This window comes from Candidatus Uabimicrobium amorphum (assembly GCF_009002475.1).
Lineage (GTDB): Bacteria > Planctomycetota > Uabimicrobiia > Uabimicrobiales > Uabimicrobiaceae > Uabimicrobium > Uabimicrobium amorphum.
Map to the genome: position 1 here is coordinate 2,913,287 of NZ_AP019860.1, position 22,676 is coordinate 2,935,962.

Here is a 22,676-nt window from a genome sequence, read left to right on the forward strand (position 1 = left end):
CGACACATAGGATGATGGAAAATAGTGCTACTCTTCCGACTCCGATGAACCAATACGAACACCATAACTTTGCAACACAGAAATAATACTGGCAATAACCCCTGCCAGTGAAGAGCCGCTGCCATCACCGGTAATACTCACGCTGTGTTGAGGTTGAGGTAAAGATTTCGCCAACTCTGGCATCATGGCAATTGCTTTCGATTGAATTTGTTGCTGTGAAAGAGTGTTGGCAATTTGCTGGCGTTTTTCTTCAAAACCAATTTCGGCCTCTGTCTGTTTATTTTTCACATCATGTCTTTTTTGTTGACGTTGTAGTTCTGCGTCAAGAGATAAACCTTGCAGTTTGTTGTGCAGCTGTTCTTTGCGTTCTTTTAACTTCGCCTCATTTTCTATTTCTAACTCTTGAATTTGGCGTTTCGCTTTGATTTTTTCCTCTTGTAATTTGTAGGAGTTAATTTCCAACTCCATATTTTGCTGGCGTTGCGCAAATTCTTTCTCTTGCTCAATCGTCCTAATTTTGTGATTTAGTTCTAGCTGCTTTTCTTTGATGATTTGTTGAGCGTCTTGTTGCGATTGTTGTTCCTCTAATTCTCTCTTGTTTACAGTCGACTGGTGCTCAATTTCTGCTAAACGAGCCGTGGCCATCTGACTCGAACGGAACGGCTTTTGTAAATTCTGCCACAAATTTGCCGAAGATACGATGGCTTCTTTTATCTGTACGGTGATGATTTTAATTCCCAAGCCACGGTCATCTCCAAAACCTTCGGCAACTTCTTTCAAGCGTTTGGTCAACTCTTTTATGATCGGTTGTTTGTCAGAAAGTACTTCGTTAATAGACATCGTAGCGACTTTGTCTTTAATAGCGGCCTCTGCCTGTTCGCGTAGTTGTAGAGTCACAACGCGCATCGGATCCTCAGCATCAGAAAAATCCAGACGTTGGTATGCTGTTTCAATATCATTGATAATCCACTGTACGTAAGCCTGTATCAAAATACCTTGCAGTTCTTTGCAAATCGTATTGGCACTGATGATGATTGTTTGCATCGAACTTGGCACCACTAAAAAAGAATCGCGGCGCGGATCGTAGCGAAAGGAGACACCTAAACCAATATTTAGAGGCTTTTTGTAGCCACGTCGTGTGTGAACAACATACATATTCGGTGGAACAACGACAGATTTAAACATCCAACCAGTTACTTTCACTCCAAGAGAACTGGCACTATCTTTTTCCTCTTCAACAACTATAGCACCGCCACCGCCACCATTTCCTGGCTTTGGTACAACTTGCTTACGCGCTTTTTTATTGCGATTCACCCGCAATTGTTTTTCCAGATTATCTACTTCAGCAATTGCTTGCTGCATATACATATTACTTTTAGCGTCCATTTTTTCTTCCTGATTTAGCGAAAAGTCATCTATAAAATTGGTAAATTTTACTTCGGCAAAATTACTTGCCGCATTGCTTTGTTCGGCGTATGGAATTGAAATTTCGTCCACATTCATGCTTTGAGGGGGTAGCGCTATGTTGTCGTTGCATACATTTGCAAAAATATCATCTTCGTCACCAAAAAGGCTATTGCATTCGTCCTCTTCATTGCATTCGTCCTGGTAATCATCAGAGTCATCATCGTAGTGATCAGAGTCATCCTCATCACACTCATTCTCTTCGTCATAATCAAAAGGATCTAGACAGTCAGATTGTGGATATGCGACCTCTTCATTTTGTGCGATTTGGTCGATGTTTGCCTCACGCCTTCTTCGCCTACGAGCGTTCATTATAAACCTTTACATTCAGATTTAGTACTTTGGTGATTTCTTACAGTTTGTAAGAACCTTTTTTATTGCAACCATGTATCTATTATGTTATGTTCACTCATTATGAAAACAAAAATAAAATACGAACTTATATATAAAATTATATGCGTAATTTTCTGTTATGCAATGGCATTTTTTACATCTCCAACCACATGGCAAGACCGAGAAATTACAAAACCAAAGAGTCACACCAAAAAAGATCCGGTATTTTCAGCAAAACTCATTGCTCCTGAATTCTCACAAAAGAAAAATCACGTGTCTTCTATCACCGCATTAGACGAAAAACGGCAAATGTGTGTTTGGTATGCTGGTTCTGAAGAAGGAGCAGCAGATGTAGAAATTTACGCGGCAATTAAAGAAGATGGCGTATGGTCTTCTCCGCAGAGCATTTTAGATTTGTCTACGTCTTCTACAGAATTACAACGCTATATACGCAAAGTGGGAAATGCAGTCGTTTTCAAAGACGCCAACAATGTACTATGGTTGTTTTATTGCACAGTCCCCATTGGTGGGTGGTCTATGGCACGTACCAACTATCGTTACTCTCATGACAATGGTAAAACTTGGAGTAAGAGCAAGGAACTTCTCTTAAATCCTTTTTTGAGTCTGAGCAATAACGTAAAAAACAAACCACTTTTGTTTGCAGATGGCAGCTTCTTGCTACCTTTATATCAAGAATTTATCAACAAATACGGGCTTGTACTTTGGGGAAAATTACATGAGGGCGAATTTAAATACATGGTACGTCGTATTAGTCATAAGTACAAATGTCTACAACCAACTCTTGTCCACCGTCAAAACAGAACAATAGATGCTTATTGTCGCAATCGCGATAAAGGTCAAATGCTACATATGGAAAGTAGCGACTTAGGAATAAGCTGGTCTGCGGTAAATGAAGGGAATTTGCCAAATCCAAACTCAGGATTTGACATGCTGCATATTGCCGCACAAGAATATGTTGGCATTATCAACTATTCTCCCAAAGAGCGCGACAACCTTGTCGTCGTACATACGCAAAACGCAGGGAAAAAGTGGAACGTTCTGCACTACTTAGAAAACCCCATTCCCAAAGAGCAAGATGAACGTTTTAAAGCAATAGGTAAAATGGGTCATTACTACCAATATCCGGCGATCATCGAACAAGAGGGTAACTATCATCTTACATATACATGTTTTAACAAAATTAAATACACCACGTTTAATAGTGCTTGGTTAAACAAAAAACTACAAGAGGTCACAAAACAATGAGCGGGATTCTAGAATACACAACGATTTTCTTATTCATTACGTTGATCTTTGCCAAGTTACTCATAAACGTAAAACATGGAAAGTTCATCGCATGTATTTGCAGTTCATGCGTCACATTTATACCTTTAGGACAACTTAGTACCGCACAATACATTCTCTCCATTCACCCCACTTTCTCGTTTACGAGTTGTGCAATGATTTTTATGTTATTGCTGCGTCAATTCACAGGTAAGTATTTCATCTCTTCGCGGGAAATGAAGTATTTTGTGCGGTGGAACGTGGTATTAGGAATAGTTCTCTACCTAAGTTCTTTTGCACTTCTCCCATTCGACATGTATTTTTATGGATTTTTCTTTTCCTCTTGGTTTGTATTTTTTTGTATCGTAAATATACTTTGTGCTATTGCCAACCTCCACACCCTATTTTACGTTCTCTTAGGATGTGTCTTGTGTTTTATAGCGCAATGCGGTTACTCACGTAACTACTTTGATTACCTTATAGATCCCTTGCTATTCTTCAGTTGTGTATTTATCTTAGTAAAAAACAATATTATTTTAATTAGAAAGTCTAACAATGTTTCGCGAAAAGAACTCGTGGGTTGAATACCTTGCTATTTTTGTAGTATTTTCCTTGGTAATCTTAGGTATTTATCTCGCCATTTTTCATCAAGATTACTACAAGAACACCTATGCCGAAGAAGATGGCTTTATCGAATCATTGACGGTAGTATCTCTTTTATTTGCTAGCTCCATTTGTGTCGTTCGCGCATTCAAAATTGGCAAAACACGCGGAGTGACTTTTTTAACGAGCCTATGCTTATTAAGCTTAGTTTTTATCTTTGGTGCGGGAGAAGAAATTTCTTGGGGACAAAGAATTTTTGACATCGAAACTCCTGAATTTTTTCAACAGCACAACGCACAGCAAGAGACAAATTTTCACAATTTAAAAGTATTTGGTGTAAAGATCAACAAACTCGTTTTTGGTAAAATACTCTCTGTAGTTGTTATCTTATACTTAGTGGTACTACCTGTTTTGTATAGACGCCAAGAATGGGTACAAAAACTGGTACGCACCTTTGCGATTCCTTTACCAAAACTTATTTACATTTTAAGCTATATCGCATTATTTTTAATTTTGTTGACCATTTCCTCCAAACACCGTGGAGAACTACTAGAATTTGGTGGGGCAACTTTATTCGCTTTTATCATACTTTTCCCTGCCAACAAAGAATTATTTGTTGTAGAGACACAACAATCGCAGGAAAATTCTTAAAGTTCTGTAAAAAAAAATTATTGTTAAATCACTGAACAAAAAAGCTTTATAAAAAAAGATCTTTTTTTTTTATTTTTTGTATTGATTTTTAAATTACTTTATCTATAATTACGAGCCGGGGTGTAGCTCAGCTTGGCTAGAGTACTTGGTTTGGGACCAAGGGGTCGCTGGTTCGAATCCAGTCACCCCGATACTACAATGAAACATTTCTATAAAAACACATCTTTTATACAAAAACTTTCCTCATACATAACCACACAACGCTGGTACAGAGGAAAAGCAGAAACTCTTCACAACATCTCTATTGATGATGTCATTGAAATTGGCAAAGAACAATACCTACTCATCGTAACCACTCACAGCAATTCAGCACACAACAAATATGTTGTTACTCTTATTGTTTCCGTCACACACAAAAACAAACCACTATTTGATTTTTGTGAAAATGACCAAATGCTGTTTGTTTATGATGGCTGTGAAGATGAAGAGTATTGTAAAAATTTATGGCAAATCATTTCGTCTTCACAAAATGATGAACTACAAAGTTTTGTTATCGACAATAGTGTAGACCTAGCGGTACAAAAAGCTCATACGCCAAATTCAGAACAAAGTAATACCAATATCATCTATGACGATAAGTGGCTAGTCAAAATCTTCCGCCAACCACAATTTGGTGCAAATCCTGATTTAGAGATCAATGTATTCTTGAGCGAAAATCGTTTCCCTCACGTGCCAAAGACCATAGCAGGCCTTCGCTATATTTCTGCAGAAGGAAAAAGCATGGACATCGCCATCGTGCAACAGCTAGTAGATGGTGCCAGCGATTGCTGGGAATACGTCGTTCAATTGGCCAGTGATTACTTATCACAATCCACACAGGAAAATTTCACACGACACTCTATTTTTAGCGGCTTTAAAAAAACGCCAAATACAATGGAGGCCTCTGTACAATTTGCGAAGTTACTTGGGCAACGCACAGCACAACTTCACTTAGCTTTGGCAAATTCGGACAATGCAAACTTTTCTCCACAGCGCATTGATAGTACATATCTAACAAATTTATACGATGGCTTTTGTGAAATTTTGTCTGAAGTTGCTGATTTACTACAAAAAACAGAGCCTACAGCAAACATCGCTCGTTTTCTAGAGGCAACACCTCTCTTGAAAAAACATTTTGAGTCCCTAATCACTTCCCCTATAGAAGGATACTGTATCCGCTGTCATGGCGACTATCATCTAGGGCAAGTACTCAAAATAAACTCAGATGTTGTCATTCTTGATTTTGAAGGTGAACCACTGCGAACAATAGAGGAAAGACGTCAAAAGCAATCTCCGTTTAAAGACATTGCCGGTATGATACGTTCATTTAACTATGCAGGTTTTAAAGCAGCCATTGATTTGAATAATGAGAATTTTCCCAAAATAAACTTTTGGGGAAACACCATGGCAATCACTTTCTTAAATGAGTATCTCAACGTTGCCAATGGTGGGCAATTTTTGTCGCAAAACAAACAGCAACAACAAGTGCTGCTGCAATTATTTTTATTTGACAAAGCCCTTTATGAATTAAAATACGAACTCAACAACCGTCCGGATTGGCTTCACATTCCTCTATGTGGTATAATTTCTTTATTAGAAGATATACAGTAACATTTCGCAAAATCCACTTTTCCACAGAACTCAGTAAAGCAAAATTTCGAACGATGTAAGTTCTGTCAATATTTACCGACTAATACGATAGTTTTTATCAGGGTGTCATCAATCAAAGTGACACACCTATTCGCATTCGTAACAAGAAAGGATCTCCCATGAAAAAACTGTGGTTGTGTATTGTAGCATTGCTTTTGCCTTTTTTATATGCGCAAATGGACATGCCTGACCCCGTTGACGCAGAACTTGTATCGGAACAGCAAACGATAGAGCCGGGTAAATCATTCTGGGTTTCTGTCACTTTCAAAATAGATGATCATTGGCATACGTACTGGAAAAATCCAGGTTCTTCGGGACTACCAACAACCATTGATTGGAAACTACCTAAAGGTGTTACCGCAAGTGACATTTACTGGGCAACCCCCATGTGGATCAACGCCAGCGGACTCGTCTCTCTTGCTTATGAACACGAAGTGGCACACCTTGTAAAAATTAGTGTCGATAAAAGCTTTTCGGCAAAAACTTTAGAGTTAAATGCGAACGTAGATTGGTTAGTGTGCACCGATGTTGGTGAACTCGCAGGATGCTATCCTGGGAGCGCCAAAGTTAGCCTATCTCTTCCCGTATCAAAGTCACAAATTTCACAAAGCCACAAAGCTTTTTTTCAAAAAGCACGTACGCAACTGCCCAAAGCGGATGAAGATTGGCAAGTGCTTGCCAGCCGTAATGATAACACATTGAAAATTTTTCTCGTCAACGCCACAGCAAAAAAACAGTATGACAAAATAACTTTTTTTCCTCACCAAGAAATTTTTAAGTTAGAAGCAAAGCAGAAATTATCTTTTCAAGATGGTGTTTATATACTAGAGACAACACTTGCTGATACCGCTTCGAAAAAACTTGCAGAAATTTCTGGAGATATACAATTACCGGAAAAAAGCATTGCGGTAAATGTTGGTGTTGTCAACCAAAAAGTCGATGCCGCCAAGGTCAAAGATTTAATCAAAAATGGCGTCATTGAAACCAGTAGTTCTGAATCTGTTGACATTTTCCTTTTGCTACTAAATGCACTTTTTGCATTCTTAGGAGGAATAATTTTAAATGCCATGCCATGTGTTCTTCCGGTCATCTCCCTAAAGATCTTTAGTTTTATTGAAGATGCCGGAGGAGACAAAAGTAAAATATGGAAAAGTGGTTTGGCTTTTACCGCAGGTGTTTTAGTATCTTTTTGGGTCTTAGTGGGGCTGCTTTTTGCCATTCGCGATTTTGGTCTATTTGGTATTGAAGGGGCTGTTTGGGGATATCAATTACAATCCTCCACTTTTGTGATGGTTATCGTTATGGGTTTGATCGTTTTTTCTCTCAACCTGTTCGGTATTTTTGAAATAGGAACCTCTCTCTCAAGTATTGGTAGCCAAACAAAAAAAACTTCCGGCTTGTTTTCCTCTTTCGCCACAGGGGTATTGACAACGATTATAGCCACCCCATGTAGCGCACCGTTCATGGCGACCGCCATTGGCTTTGCTCTTGCACAAACAACCGTCATTGGTTTTTCTATTTTTACATCGATGGCCCTTGGGTTAGCATTTCCTTATTTGGTACTGTCGTTATTCCCCGGCTGGTTGAAATTATTGCCAAAACCAGGACGGTGGATGGAGTCATTTAAAAAAGCACTGGCGTTCCCGATGCTTGGCACAGCGGCATGGCAATTTTCTGTTCTTCTAAAACTTGTGGCAAATGACATGTACGAGGCCGAGCAAGTAGTATTTGACGGTCTATTTGCTGCGCTATTTATTAGTCTGGCACTATGGGTATATGGTCGTTGGGGAATGAGCAAAAAACGTATGCAAGCTTTCGTATATTCTTTTATTTTTTTTGCTGTAGGTATTTACTTTTGTCATTCCGCTCTAAACCCCCAACCGGAAACATGGATAAAATTTTCCCCACAGAAAGTAGAACAACTCACCGCACAGGACAAACCTGTATTTATCGATTTTACCGCGGCATGGTGCATTACTTGTCAGCTAAATAAAAAAGTGGCCCTGCGCACAGAAGAAGCCACGAAAACATTTAAAGAGTATGGTGTGGTAACCATGAGTGCTGACTGGACAAAACGCAACAAAGTGATTGGTGATTACCTAAAAAAATTCGGGCGCAATAGTGTTCCTTTGTATTTGCTATATCATGGAGAAAGTGGAGAATACACAATATTACCACAAATACTAACCAACGATATCGTCATTGGAACCCTCAAAGAAAAGTTAAAGCCAAAGCAAAAACAAACAAACAAAAAAAAGTAACAGGAGTAAAAAATGAGTAACTACATTGCACAAGATTCCTACACAGTACCAGGAAAATATTGGACGATGTTAGATAATGGTAAAATCCGTTGTGATTTATGCCCTCGCTATTGTAAACTCCAGGAAAACCAGCGCGGACTATGTTTTGTCCGCGCGCGGAAAAACGATGAAATGGTACTGACAACATATGGGCGTTCGAGTGGATTTTGCGTGGATCCTATTGAGAAAAAACCGCTAAATCACTTTCTCCCAGGTACCCCTATTTTATCCTTTGGAACGGCGGGCTGTAATCTAACATGTAAATTTTGTCAAAACTGGGACATCAGCAAATCTCGTGAAATAGATACCTTAGCAGACCAAGCTTCTCCAGAGCTTATTGCCAAGGTAGCTCATGAGTTGGGGTGTTCAAGTGTTGCGTTCACCTACAATGACCCGGTCATTTTCCTAGAGTATGCCGTCGATGTCGCCAAGGCATGTCATGAGCTAGGGATCAAAACGGTAGCCGTAACCGCAGGAGAAATATGCGAAGAACCACGGCGCGAATTTTTTGCCCATATGGATGCCGCCAATGTCGATTTAAAAGCATTTACGCAAAGATTCTACAAAGAAATTTGTACGGGGGATTTGCAAACGGTCCTCGATACGCTAGTGTATCTAAAACACCATACCAACGTATGGATTGAAACAACCACTCTTCTCATTCCAGGAGAAAATGACTCGGCCCAAGAAATTGACGAAATGACATCGTGGGTTGTGGAAAATCTCGGTTGTGATGTTCCCATGCACTTTACCGCTTTTCATCCAGACTGGAAAATGTTAGACAAACCGAGTACTCCTCCACAAACATTATCTATGGCTCGTAAAATAGCGATAAAAAACGGTGTGCGCTATGCTTATACTGGTAACGTCCATGACAAAAAAGGCGGTAGCACCCTATGCCATAACTGTGGTGAATCGTTAATAGTTCGCGATTGGTATGTGCTACACGAGTGGAACCTACAACAAGGTAATTGCAACAAGTGTGGCACAAAATGCGCTGGTGTTTTCGAAGACAAGCCCGGCGATTGGGGAAGCAAACGCTTACCTGTGCGTTTAAAAGATTTTGTTTTATAAAACGGACGATTTATGTTTGCCGAAAATTTCCAAATCTTACATTCACTAGGTTCAGGGGCAATGGGAGAAGTATTTGCGGCCATTGACACCCGAAATAATAAACGCGTTGCCATTAAAGTAATTCGCGATGACAAAGAAATTTCGCAACAAATATTAAAACGCTTTGACCGTGAATCAAATTTATTAGAGCAACTCAATCATCCGAACATTGTCCGTGTGTATGAAAAAGGTATATTTCAAAATCAACCTTATTTTACAATGGACCTAGTAGAAGGTACGACATTTAAGACGATTTTACAAAACCGCAACTTCACATTACGTCGCAAGCTCATCGTCCTAAAACAAGTCATTGAAGCCGTGCATTACGCTCATAACTACGGAATTATTCATCGCGATTTAAAACCAGAGAATATTATGGTAACAGCAGATGACCATGCACTGGTAATGGACTTTGGGGTTGCCCACAACCAAGCGACAAACAATACCATAAAATTAACAAAAACAGGTATGCTGATAGGAACTCCGGTGTATATGTCTCCAGAACAAGTGAACGGCGAGAAAATAACCTGCGCTAGTGATGTTTTCACATTGGGAGCCATTATGTATGAAATTATCACCGGGCAAACGCCGTTTTCTGGCAACCTAAGCAAGATCATGTGGCAAATAGCAAACGCTCCCCCACAGCATCCACGTAAAATTTCACCAAACATAGCAAAAGATCTTGCGCGCATTTGTCTAAAAGCCATGGACAAAAATATAAGTAGACGTTACCTCAGCGCTCTAGAAATGGCGCAAGACATCGATTGCTATTTATGTGGCGAAAAAATATCGATATCTCCTTACGCCAATTTTCATCACTGGTTGCGACAAAACACCTATACTGTTATTTTACCCTTTGCTATTTTAAGCGTAGGTATTTTTTTCTTACTCTCTAACGAAAAGCAAACATCTGGCAAAACAACCACCAACGATATAACCGTAAATACGCCAAATACGGAAAATCCCAAACGTCCAAAAAAAATTAAATACCCAGAAGGTTTTGAACACTGGCCTCCCCCCCCAACACCAATAGACCCACGTTTTGGGAGTATGCACAAAGAGATCTTTGTAAAAGAGCACTATGACTTTTGCCAACAATGTTATGATTTGCTCAAAGACAATAACGTTGATTTAGGTAGACCGCCAAACTGGCCAGGTGTTCCCACTAACCTATTAAATCAAATTATTTTACACGCAGAACAAGAACAGTAGCCCTATTCTTTTGCGTGTTCTGCGATTTGTTGCAAAACATTTTGTGGTACATTTTCCCAATTTGGTGGAGGCCCACCTAAATCGATGTTATTGTCGCGAATGAGTTCATGGCACTCCTCACAATAACGAAAATGATCTGCAATACTACGATATTTTTCATGAAACCCGCCATGCCCCGGTCCTTGTCCATGACGACTTCGCCACGGTCCGTGAAAATCTCTTTTGTGTTGAAATCGTTTATCTCGAACAAACCTATTACTTCCGGTGGTAGAATTTTGCTGTGCGTGTTTTTCCATTTGTTGCAGAATATTCTGTGGTACATTTTCCCATTGTGGTGGTCTACCTATATAAATATTGTTTTCGCGGATGATTTCATGACACTCTTCACAATAGCGAAAATGATGCGACAACAAATAATGTTTTCCTCCATGCGGTGAATGACCATGATGACCTTGGCGGCGATGACCTTGGCGGCGACGACCATGTTCACGTCCTTGCCCAGGACCTTGACGATGGTTAAAGGTAAAGTCTGGTGTACCGCGAAAATAACGTGGAATAAATGGAAATTTCTTTGTCAAGTAGTAATGATATGTACCATTCGGGTACTCAGGTGTTGCGCCAAACTTTCCGTTGCATTCATCCAAATCCCCGGAGCCAGCTATATACTCGTAATCGGCAACAAAAGTACCATCATAATATCCACCAGGTCCATCGCGACGCATCCCTTTGCGAATTTTATAACTAGAGCGCATTTCGTCAATGTTGCCATTTCGCTCACCATATAAAGCGTAAATGGGGAAGCCGTCTGCCGCATACCCCACCAATGTCATTGCCGGTGTTTTTGTCAGCGAGGTTAACCATTGCCACGGAATTCCATGGTAGTGGTACGCACCGTTTGGCTGCACATGAGCGTTATTCATATCCAACCCAAGATTTATTTTTCCGGAAAGTGCTTCGTAACGCCAACCAGACTGGCGGTTTCTTTGCCAAAACTCCGCCGTTCCCGGATCGAAAGGAACACCATTGATCGCCACACCAAAAATTTGATGTTGAACAGGTGTTATTTGATCTGCTCTCTGTGGTACAGCCGAAACGCGATATACATGTCGCTGTTGTGATATTCTATTTGGGTTATTTCTATTGGGAAAAGAGCCGTAGTTGTGAGAAGGAATACCGTTTGAAAAAATGTAGCGATAGCCTCTTCGTGTTTCTATATTCACAAAACTTTTTAGTTCTTCCCCTGGAATAGATTGCAAGATCAAGCTCACAAATATGCATAGTGTAATTTTATAAGACATGTTTATTCCTCGAATATAAAGAAATACGATCCCGTTCCCGTCCCCGTTCCCGTTCCCGCAAAAGTACATTTGTCACTAATATATTTTTATGTAATGCATATTTCGTGCCAATGGAAGATCAGCAAAATCTACCTAGCAAAAACGACCACAAGTTGATAAAATATAGTAGTTATATCATCATCAAATCCACAACTATTCATCTTGTTCCCAAGGATAACAACTATCAAGTTTGATAATTTTTATCAAAAGAAATGGCAGGCATTGTCCCAATATAATGCAACTCTGTTCTGCCTCCTATGGATTCACTTTACGTACAATGAACATAAATCTATTTGTAAAATGTGGCACATTATTTGCTGATTGTAAAATCGACCATGTACAAACACACAAAGGAGTTTTCTATGCAATATAACAATCAGCCCAACGACAAAGATATTACGGAAAAAACCCAAACGATGATCAATCAAAAAGGCTTTATTATTAGTCCCGAAGATTCGCAAACCATTATAAATCAACCAACCGGTAGTCAAAATGCGAATCAAACGATCATCAATCCGCAGGATTCGCATCAAACAATGATCCATCCGCAAGACTCTAACCAAACAATATTTGAGGGGCAAATAATGGCTACCCCAAACGAAACCCTTGCGGCAAATACTGGAGTAGATAATCTTCAGCAACGCACAATGTTAGAACAACAACCGACACAAAACTTTTCAAAAACAACTTCGGCACAAGTACAAGCAAATAGTCAACAACAAACTTCCGTACCAAAAATGTTTGCCAATAAATACCAGATCGTCGGTGTTCTTGGTGCAGGAGCGATGGGAAAAGTTTTTGAGGCCGTGCAAATAGGAAAAAATAAACGCTTCGCCATAAAAGTAATTCATAAAAATAAAGAAGGTTCACAAGAAATGGTCAAACGCTTTTATCGCGAATCCAAGCTTTTGGCAAAGCTCAATCATCCTAATATCATAAAAATACATGAGCATGGCGAATTTCAAGGGCAACCTTACTTTGTGATGGATTTAGTAAAAGGTTCGACGTTTACAAAAATTATCAAGCAATCCAATTACCCATTTCGTCGTAAATTAGTCCTTCTCACGCAAGTTCTCGAAGCGGTACACAGCGCTCATTTAGAAGGTATTATTCACCGCGATTTAAAGCCTGACAATATCATGGTAACGGGCAATGGAAAGGCCCTAGTTATGGATTTTGGTATTGCGCGTGACCAAGGTGACAATCAATCGACAAAATTAACAAAAACAGGCATGCTTGTAGGAACCCCACTATACATGTCTCCGGAACAAATCAACGGCGAAAAGGTAACTTCCCAAAGTGATATTTATACTATGGGGGTTATTATGTATGAGGTAATCACTGGTAAAGTACCGTTTGAAGGAAATTTGAGTAAAATTATGTGGCAAATAGCACACAGTGACCCGGTACATCCACGTGAAATATCAGATAAAATACCTAAAAACTTATCCGCGATCTGTTTAAAAGCCATGGTGAAAGAACAAGAAGAGCGTTATCCAACAGCTCGTGCGATGGCAAATGATATTAAGCGTTATCTAAAAGGACAAAAAATTTCGGTAAAGCATCCTTTCGATCCCAAAAAGTGGTTAGCGCAAAATTATCGCAAAGTTGTCATACCAATTATTTTAGTATGTGCCGGTTTATTTTTCGCTCTCAACAACACTCATCAAGATGATCACAATAACGAAACAGTACAGCGAAACGATGAGACCCAAAACGTTGCCGACAACAATCCATCGGACCGTGAACAACAAAACAACGACACACAGCAAAATGACAACACCAATAAAATGAAAAATGAAGATAACCGCGATGATCGACACCCGCGTCACGATCGTTTCTCTTCTAAAGACAAACGCGATGATTTACGTCCCCCGCGTCACGATCGTTTTTCTTCTAAAGACAAACGCGACGATCGACACCCTCCACGGCACGATCGTTTTTCTTCCAATAAAGAAGACAAACGCGACGATCGACACCCACGTCGCGATCGTTTTTCTTCCAATAACGAAGATAACCGCGATGATAGACACCCGCCGCGTCACGATCGTTTTTCTTCCAATAACGAAGACAACCGCGATGACAAACGACGCCCTATCCGTGATCGTTTTTCTTCCAATAACGAAAACAACCGCGATGACCGACGACGCCCTATTCGCGATCGTTTTTCTTCTAACGAAAACGACAGACGACACCCCATTCGCGATCGTTTCTCAAACGAAGACAACCGTGATGACAGGCGACGCCCTATCCGCGATCGTTTTTCTTCTAACGAAAACGACAGACGACGTCCCATTCGCGATCGTTTCTCAAACGAAGACGATCGTACCGATCGGCATCCTCCGCGCAGTCGTTTTTCACAAGATAATAGGCCAACGCCGGAAGACAGAATGATAGGTGAACACTTTCGTTACTGTCGTGAATGTCATGATCTCATTAGAAAAAATCGCATAGATCTCGGTGGCCCACCGCCAAATTGGTCACGAGTACCGGAAAAAATCTTGAAAAAAATAAAACAACACGCGCAAAATGATCGCTAAAACCTGTATTTACGAAACCACAGACTTTTGCCATGCTCCCACTATCGTCGAATATAAACCCAATCAGTTGGCGTGTGCATGGTTTGCAGGAAAATACGAAGGTCATCGTGAAAGTGTTATTTATTTCGCGCGCCATCAAAACTGGTCATGTAGAACAGCAGTGATTTCCGCACAGCAAACACAGAAAACTCCGTGCTGGAATCCCGTATTATTTTCTTACAACGAAAATATTTTGCTGTTCTACAAATTAGGCATTATGCCTTCAAGGTGGCGCGGTGCACTGACCACTTCAAGTGATGAAGGCCAAAATTGGTCCTGCCCACAAAATCTACCTATTGGTTATATCGGACCTGTAAAAAACAAACCTCTTTTGCTCGAAAAAGACATAATCATGTGTGGTTCTAGTATTGAAAGTCCCGCATGGCAAGTCCATATGGAATTTTTCGCCAAAAACTCATGGCGTAAAACACCCCCCATCAATGAGACTTCTCTCTTTTTAATCCAACCAACGATTGTTCAATGCTCTTCAGGAAAAATTCTCGCGTTGTTTCGTAGTGGCCACGGTTTTATTTACGCAAGTCATTCAAACGATCGCGGAGAGTCGTGGAGTTCTCCCACACCAACACCTTTGCCTAATCCCAATAGTGGCATAGACGCCGTATGCCTGGACAATGGAAAAATTGTCATTGTGTACAATCATTCGCAACAACACCGTTTCCCTCTGAATATCGCCGTTAGTGATGACGAAGGTATTTCTTGGAAAACCATATTACAACTAGAACATGAACCCCATAAAGTCGGTTACTCCTATCCTTCCATCATCCAAAGCGCTGACAAAAAAATTCATATTGTTTACTCGTGGAAGTGCCAAAAAATCAATTATGCTGTCCTCGATCCGTCATCATTAAACTTCGAATAAAACATCTACATAATTTTTTGTGCAACTATTGCGAAAAATTCAGTAAAATGGTTAGGAGTGTCATTCGCCATAAAACATTCACTAATGACACCTTAAATATTTGTTCTCAAGGAAATAGTCCCTTCACATCATAAACAAAATGACAACTTTAGAAAAAAAACTCGTTACCATACTGCAAAATAACCCAAAAATTTGCCATATACTGCAAGTACTAGAATCGATAAACCCACCTAATTGGTATTTGGGAGCAGGCTGTATTACTCAGAGTATTTGGAATAATATCTGTAACTGCGAAATAGACTATGGGGTTAAGGACTATGACATTGTGTATTTCGATTGCGACATTTCGCAGCACAAAGAACGGCAATACACGCAAAAAATTCAAAGCGCTTTACCTGAGATCACTATCGATGTAACAAATCAAGCACGCGTGCACCTTTGGTATCATAATATTTTTAACAAAACAATACAGCCGTATACATCTGTCGAAGATGCCATTAAATCTTGGCCAACAACGGCAAGTGCGATTGGAGTGCACAAAGAGAAACAACAGTTCTCGGTATGCGCTCCCTTTGGACTCCATGACCTATTTTCTCTTATAGTGCGACCTAATAAACTACTGATAACAGAGGATGTTTACATCGCAAAAGTACAACGTTGGCTAGAAAAATGGCCACAACTAAATATTATAGAGTGGTAGGGCGTGTCATCAATTAAAGTTTATTTAATATTAAAGATTAACTGATGACATCCCCTAATACAATTTAAGGAATTTTTATGAAGCAACTACTACTTATTCTTGTGTTTTTAAGCGTTTGCTTTGCAGATGATTGGCCATATTTCTTAGGGCAAGATCTCAATGGCATATCGAAAGAAACCCAAATCAGCAAAAATTGGAAAGTAAAACAGCCACAAAAGTTATGGGAAGTCAAAATCGGTGATGGTTACTCGGGTATTACTGTTGTGGGTGATTTGGTATACACCGCATATGGTAAAAACAGAGAAGAGTACTGTATCGCGGTAAAAAATGGTGAAGTGGTGTGGAAAAAAGTCATTGGTCCTTACTTCTATTCGCGAATAGGCTCTGGTCCACGTACCACACCAACGATTCATGAAGGACGCCTTTACATAGTCGGCGCATATGGTGATTTTCATTGTCTCGACGCGAAAACAGGCAAAACGTTGTGGAACTTCAACATTTTACGTAAATTTAAAACAAAAAATTTGAAGTGGGGAATGTGTAGTTCACCTGTCATCTACAAGCACATGCTTCTATACAACGTGGGTGGAAACAATGGCAACTCCATTGTCGCACTTGATCAAAAAACAGGCAACACACTATGGCAAAGTGGAAGTGATTCTGCCTCCTACGCTACGCCAACTATCGCCAAAATTTGTGGAGAAGATCAGGCCATTTTTTTCACGGGTAATGGACTATACACTGTTGACCCAAACAACGGCAAATACCTATGGAGTTTTTCGTGGCCGGTGTACAAAAATGCCGCAACCCCCATCTGTCGTGGCGACTACGTGTTCCTATCTTCGAGTTATGGCCAAGGGGCCGGTGCACTACTACACATCAAAAAAAATGGCAACAAATACAACGTAAGACAAATATGGAAAAATCGCCGTTTTAAAAACCACTACACCACATCTATTTTGTGGCAAGACCACTTATATGGTTTCCACAACAACATTTTTACATGTGTCAACTTCAACAACGGTGGAAATACCTGGGTACAAAGAGGTTTTAAAAAGGGACTTCTTATTGCGACAAATGATGGACATGCGGTTGTACTTGGTCAAGCTGGTAACTTGGCACTTGTAAAGTTAAATCCCCAAAGATATATCGAATTAGGGACCTACAAGCCTTTTGGTAAGAATACCAACTGCTTAGTAATTCCAACCCTCGCCAATGGTATGTTATATGTTCGCGACAACGAACGTCTAATATGTTTAGATATTTCTAACTAAAACTTTCGCATGGTTGTCTTTGTCAAAACGAAAGCAAAGACAACCACAAATTCCCCGAGGCTTTATGAACAGTAAACAACAATTGATTTCCCGCATCATCTTCCAACAAAAATGGATGAGTGAAGCGCAAATTCGTAGTGCATACGCAAATTTTTGTACCGCAAATCTATCTATCTCATTTTTGGATTTCCTCGAGGAAAAACAACTTATTCTTCCCGCGCAAAAAGCGAGTATTGTAAAAATAATTACCGCCTCACTACATCAAACACAACGAACTAACTTTACGGTACGAGAAAATCAACGTTTTTTACAATACCATGTGGAAAAAGAAATAGGCCACGGTGGAATGGGAATTGTTTACAAAGCGAGAGATTTAAAACTACAACGCGATGTTGCGATCAAAGTACTTTCGAATACCAATCGCGATAGTGTCAAGCGTCTGATCCAAGAAGCGCGTACTATTGCACGACTTAATCATCCCTACGTCATCAAAATTTATGATGTTGGGGAAACGCGTGTCAGCTATTTTGCCATGGAATATATCGACGGACAAACATTAGAAGAGTACATACATTCCCAAAAAATGTCCTTCGATAAGTGGGCTGTTTTTTTCCATAAGGTCACCCAAGCCGTCGATTTCATTCACCAAAATGAAATCATACATCGCGATATCAAACCTGCCAATATCATGATAGATCAACACGGCGAACCACGGCTCATGGATTTTGGTCTAGCAAAAACCTATGAAGACAAATCTTTGCCATGCGGTTTTGTTGGTACTCCTTCTTACGCTTCTCCAGAACAAATAGAATCTAATTCGGTCACCTATCACAGCGATATTTATTCTTTGGGAGCCACTCTGTACGAAGCCCTTACGAAGGCACAAATTTTTCAAGGAGAAATGGTCCACCTCGTCTACCAAATTGTAAAATCCGACCCCATCCGGCCAAAGGTGTTAAACCCTTCTATCCCTCTTGATTTACAAGCTATTTGTCTAAAATGTGTGGCCAAGAAACCATTACATCGTTATAAAACAGCAGCAGATCTTGCTACCGACCTAAACAACTTCATACACAATCGACCCGTCATGGCCAAATCCCCTTCTTACTTTGATATAGCAAAGAAGTGGATTGCACGCAATATGCTATTATCGTGTTTTATTTTTTTATTTTTAGCGAGTATTCACATAGCACTTGCCATTTTCATTTCGGCAAACAACAACCTTTCGAAAGCATACGAAGAATTACAACAACAACAGACGCAAACCGAGGAACAAAAATACAAAATGCAATTGCAACTCTACCATGCCTCTTTGGAAAAAATGGAGCAATTTATTCAACAAAACAGCTTTGTGCATTTTCGAAAGACGTTGAACCAATATTCACAAAAAAACTTTTTGCTGAATACATCGCAAAATTATTTACTACTTTCCAAGAAAATTAACCCCGCTCAAAAACTAGAAACTCGCTTACTAAGTAATCTTTACTCTAAACCAAAAAATCTAGTGCCGTATAGTTTTCACTTTTCTAATTTCTCTGTAAATAATAGCAACACATTTTTAGCAACAAACTATGGCAAGGACTTACAGATTGTCCATATCGAAAGCGGTAGTCAGAAAAAATACTCGCTAGAAGAGCGTATCTCTTGTAGTGTTTTTCACCCTTATGAGCATCAACTATTTGTTGCTGGTGAGCACGGGGCCGTTTTTAAAGTAGATTTAACTACAGAAAAAATAACACGCTTTGCGATTGATCCCCAACCAAATGCCTGGGTAACCTTCTGTCATTTCTCGAATGATGGAAGTCAAGTCGTGTATTGTATTGTGAATCGTCAAGGTGAAAGTACTTTTGTTTTTATCGATTGGCAGACGCACAAATACACCGTGGTACACCCACAATTGACCGTTAGAACAAACGAAGGCTCCACAATGAATATGGAGCAAGTTCTCAATATTGCCTATACGCCAAATAAGAGAGTTCTTTTACTTACAGGTAGACGCGATGAGGGATTAGGTATATTTTATCTTGCAAAAAACATGGCCGTAAAATTACTTGAAACGCCGACAATCATCACCGATTTCGCCGCTTATAACAACTACATTATCACTAGCCATACTGATGGCCAATTGATCATTGGTAAAATAAACGATCGTAGACAAAAAATAGTCTATCGACAAATTACAAAATGGCAAGCACATCAAGACTCTATATATTCGGTATCGGCAACAAAAGACTATATTATTTCTTGTAGTAAAGACAAGACGATCAAAATATGGGACTACAATGGTAAATTGCATCATACTTTTCCAGATAGCCATTTTAAAAGAGCACACTTTATCCCCAAGAACAATCAATTGATTACCATAAATTTTTCCCAACATATTCAACTATGGTCTTTACAAAGAAAGTCTCCTATCGTTTTACCCACTGGGAAACAATGGGCAAATTTAGCAATAAGTCCGCAGTCCAATTACTTAGCTTTGACAATGAAAACCGCAGTCTCTCTTGTACAGATATGGGATTTGCAAACACATAAACCCGTAAAAATTTTTCCCGAAAACTTATTTAATATAAACTTTCGTCAAATGAATAGCGTATTTTTGAATGACACACAATTACTTACACGTGGACATAAGGTTGTAAGGTACTGGAACATAGATAAGGCCAATGAAATGGGCCAAATTTTACAGTACCCAAACCAAAACTATACACACATACAAAGAGTACAAACAATGACTTGTGGAAAAGACGGTATCTTGACGGCCGATGTCAGAAAATTATGTCTGTGGAATAAGCAATCAAAACAACTGGAAAGAGAATGGAAAAGCACTTTTGGCGAGATATCTTTTGCAGATTTTTATGATAAAGATACGTTAATACTGGGTTCACATACAAATCTTTCTCTACAACTTGAGTTTATCAATAGACATAATGACCAAGTTCATAAAACCCCGCTGATGATGTATACCGAAGAACAAGCCGTAACATTTAATTATCCTATCAAACAGCATAAAATATTATCTCTTAACAACAAGAGGTATTTATTTTTCATTTCTCCAGGTAGATCTGTTATTTACATGTTCACTTGCGATCCCACACGAAAAGAACAAACATTGAGTGCTGTTTTTGTAGGGCATAGTGGCAATATCAACAACATACAATTTATGCACGATAATTCGCGAATGGTGTCCGCAGGCAATGACCATACCATAAAAATTTGGGACTTGGAAAATATAAAAAAATACCCTGTGGAGAATGAATGTCTTTTGTCTATAGAGGAACATACCGCTCCGGTAACAGGTATTGTATTCAATAAAGATTACAGTCAGCTCATTTCTGCTAGCGAAGACAAGACCATTCGCATTTGGTCGTTGAAACGTTAATTAGAAGATGTTATGCGCAAAATTGGTCCTATCTTCTTAAGCCTGTGCTTTTACTTCCGCAATGAACTCATCATGTCGTTTTTTTAGATACTCCGATACATCAAAGTCAATGGCACGTTTCTCAATATTTTTTTCCTGTAGAACATTGTCAATGCGCTCTTCATCTCTTTCGTTAATACCAACAACGATATGCCCCCCCTCTTTGAGAAAAAGCACAAGTGTCTTCAAATTGGTATTTTCTTTGGTGAAAGACTCATAGCCATAATAGTCTATTTCGCGATAAGTAACCGTATCGATGTATGGGGCTAGTGTCTTAAACTCATTTTTATACATGGTGACATTTTCGATTGTCGTAGGCAGTGTCGTCAAATGTACGAAAACATACAAAGAAAATATTGCCGCGGCAACACCTAAAGTTAAGTGTATTCCCCACATGGTAACAACAAAACTAACGAGAAAAGTAACTCCGATTCCGCCCAATACAATTTTACCTCCTAGCAAAAGTTTATGCGTCGCAAATAACGGCGGTTGTTCCCATGCATACAATACCTGGCCATTTGACTGCGTCCTCTTTTTTTGCGAAATATTTTTTAGGGCGGTAACCTCCGCCGCAACCCAATCCTCTTGTGGAACTTTTTTGGAACACAAAATATGATCCACTTTCACCACTTGTGCACGCTCAAGAGGTATAAACTTGAATTTATCGTGGCCTACTTTGTTGTTCAATTCCAACAACAAAACATCATAGCTTTCGCTTTTATGAAATATACTATCAAAACTATAAGAGCTAATTTGGTCGTATGTACAAAGTAGTTTATTGGCGTCTTTTTTACGATACCTAATGCCATCTTCACAAAAGAGAACTTCCTGAACATCTTGCTTGGTCTTCTCGCGAATAAATTGCACACCTATACAAGCAGCAATACCAAGGATAATGACTCCGACTGCTGTATCTTCCGTAACACCGGGTATCATTTGAGGTGACACAATTAAGGTAATCATCAACCAAAACCCGGAACATAAAATACCAATTGCGATGAGAAAGTAACACGTAATACTCCAGCGAAATGAAGCAGTGATGACCGGGTAAATTTGTTGTGGTATTTGCAAATGAAGAAGTTGTTGCTCTTGTGGTACCGTATCTTGTATCGACATAAAAAACTCCCACCATAATAAAAGAAACTTACAATACGCGACTTTCTATCCATACTAGAATAACAATAATGCTAATTTCTCCCAAAAAATATATCGCGCCAATGTATGTCATCGTAGACCAATGATATACCACCAGAAAAAGTGTTAAAGCACAATAAAGAAGATTCGCTGTCATAATAAGTTTTAGCCAAAGATTACGTTGGGACTTAACAAAATGACAACGCAAGGAATATAGGGAAAATACAAAAGCGATTAGCGCTAAAAGATACAATGTAGTTGTTGGAATCCCCACATGAAAAAGAGGTAGCACAATCCCTAGTAACGCAGCACTTAAAAGCGCCCCTAATCCGTCAATCAAGAAAATATTTTTTCGCTGTATCATCACAGTTGGCTCTTTCTAATAAAAATTATAAAGGGTCTCATCAATAAAAATTATCGTGACCTTGACCGTCACCGTGACCTTGACCGTCACCGTGACCTTGACCGTCACCGTGACCGTAATCGTAATCGTCACCGTAGCCCTAGCCGTAATCGTCACCGAAACCGAAACTTTTAATAATCAACTTACCTTACAGTGTTGTATGAAACTATAAATCTATCCGGGTGTTCTCTGGAACTACAAAACTACCATGGGAGTGTCATCCCTGACTTGATCAGGGATCCAGACGCTTTGAAGTTTACTTTATATTGCTGGGTCCCGCATCTATCTAAAAATCATAG

14 protein-coding genes and 1 tRNA gene are annotated in these 22,676 nt (G+C 39.5%); 12 read left to right on the forward strand and 3 right to left on the reverse strand.

The features are described 5' to 3' along the window. Window positions 1–27: 27 nt before the first annotated feature. A complete protein-coding gene (locus tag UABAM_RS10335; RefSeq protein WP_151967925.1) occupies window positions 28–1,776 on the reverse strand; it encodes an SPFH domain-containing protein in 1,749 nt (582 codons plus the stop codon). A 102-nt stretch (window positions 1,777–1,878) separates the two neighbouring features. Here UABAM_RS10335 and UABAM_RS10340 point away from each other — a divergent pair, with 102 nt between their 5' ends. The 7 genes from UABAM_RS10340 (at window position 1,879) to UABAM_RS10370 (ending at window position 10,649) form a co-directional block, all read left to right on the forward strand. Further along, window positions 1,879–3,063 (forward strand): exo-alpha-sialidase, encoded by a 1,185-nt coding sequence (locus UABAM_RS10340; protein ID WP_173013236.1) that lies wholly within the window; start codon window positions 1,879–1,881, stop codon window positions 3,061–3,063. A gap of 573 nt (window positions 3,064–3,636) precedes the next feature. Then, window positions 3,637–4,335, forward strand: a complete 699-nt coding sequence (locus UABAM_RS10345; protein ID WP_151967927.1) for a hypothetical protein — start codon at window positions 3,637–3,639, stop codon at window positions 4,333–4,335. 116 nt (window positions 4,336–4,451) lie between these two features. Continuing rightward, a tRNA-Pro gene (locus UABAM_RS10350) sits at window positions 4,452–4,526 on the forward strand. 7 nt (window positions 4,527–4,533) lie between these two features. Beyond that, a complete protein-coding gene (locus UABAM_RS10355) occupies window positions 4,534–5,985 on the forward strand; it encodes a hypothetical protein (RefSeq protein WP_151967928.1) in 1,452 nt (483 codons plus the stop codon). Window positions 5,986–6,143: 158 nt separating this feature from the next. Continuing rightward, window positions 6,144–8,285 (forward strand): protein-disulfide reductase DsbD family protein, encoded by a 2,142-nt coding sequence (locus UABAM_RS10360; RefSeq protein WP_151967929.1) that lies wholly within the window; start codon window positions 6,144–6,146, stop codon window positions 8,283–8,285. A gap of 12 nt (window positions 8,286–8,297) precedes the next feature. Further along, window positions 8,298–9,398 (forward strand): AmmeMemoRadiSam system radical SAM enzyme, encoded by a 1,101-nt coding sequence (gene amrS, locus UABAM_RS10365; RefSeq protein ID WP_151967930.1) that lies wholly within the window; start codon window positions 8,298–8,300, stop codon window positions 9,396–9,398. Between the two features lie 12 nt (window positions 9,399–9,410). Further along, window positions 9,411–10,649, forward strand: coding sequence for a serine/threonine-protein kinase (locus UABAM_RS10370; protein WP_151967931.1), 1,239 nt, complete (start codon window positions 9,411–9,413; stop codon window positions 10,647–10,649). Window positions 10,650–10,651: 2 nt separating this feature from the next. On the opposite strand, the gene UABAM_RS10375 is transcribed toward UABAM_RS10370, so the two are convergent. Further along, window positions 10,652–11,947 carry a YHYH protein gene (locus UABAM_RS10375; RefSeq protein WP_151967932.1) on the reverse strand — a complete coding sequence of 432 codons (1,296 nt, stop codon included), beginning with the start codon at window positions 11,945–11,947 and terminating at the stop codon, window positions 10,652–10,654. A 401-nt stretch (window positions 11,948–12,348) separates the two neighbouring features. Here UABAM_RS10375 and UABAM_RS10380 point away from each other — a divergent pair, with 401 nt between their 5' ends. The 5 genes from UABAM_RS10380 (at window position 12,349) to UABAM_RS10400 (ending at window position 20,801) form a co-directional block, all read left to right on the forward strand. Beyond that, a complete protein-coding gene (locus UABAM_RS10380) occupies window positions 12,349–14,526 on the forward strand; it encodes a serine/threonine protein kinase (RefSeq protein WP_173013237.1) in 2,178 nt (725 codons plus the stop codon). After that, the gene (locus UABAM_RS10385) at window positions 14,516–15,445 is read left to right on the forward strand and encodes a sialidase family protein (RefSeq protein ID WP_151967934.1); all 930 of its coding nucleotides are present in this window, start codon (window positions 14,516–14,518) and stop codon (window positions 15,443–15,445) included. Before UABAM_RS10380 ends, UABAM_RS10385 begins: the two co-directional genes overlap by 11 nt. A 139-nt stretch (window positions 15,446–15,584) precedes the next feature. Further along, window positions 15,585–16,145, forward strand: coding sequence for a nucleotidyltransferase family protein (locus UABAM_RS10390; RefSeq protein ID WP_151967935.1), 561 nt, complete (start codon window positions 15,585–15,587; stop codon window positions 16,143–16,145). Between the two features lie 77 nt (window positions 16,146–16,222). Further along, window positions 16,223–17,419, forward strand: a complete 1,197-nt coding sequence (locus UABAM_RS10395; RefSeq protein ID WP_151967936.1) for a PQQ-like beta-propeller repeat protein — start codon at window positions 16,223–16,225, stop codon at window positions 17,417–17,419. A gap of 64 nt (window positions 17,420–17,483) precedes the next feature. Then, window positions 17,484–20,801, forward strand: coding sequence for a WD40 repeat domain-containing serine/threonine protein kinase (locus UABAM_RS10400; RefSeq protein ID WP_151967937.1), 3,318 nt, complete (start codon window positions 17,484–17,486; stop codon window positions 20,799–20,801). 36 nt (window positions 20,802–20,837) lie between these two features. Here the strand turns inward: UABAM_RS10400 and UABAM_RS10405 are convergent, their stop codons facing one another. Beyond that, on the reverse strand, window positions 20,838–21,956 hold the full coding sequence (locus tag UABAM_RS10405; RefSeq protein ID WP_151967938.1) for a hypothetical protein: 1,119 nt from the start codon (window positions 21,954–21,956) through the stop codon (window positions 20,838–20,840). Between the last annotated feature and the right edge of the window lie 720 nt (window positions 21,957–22,676).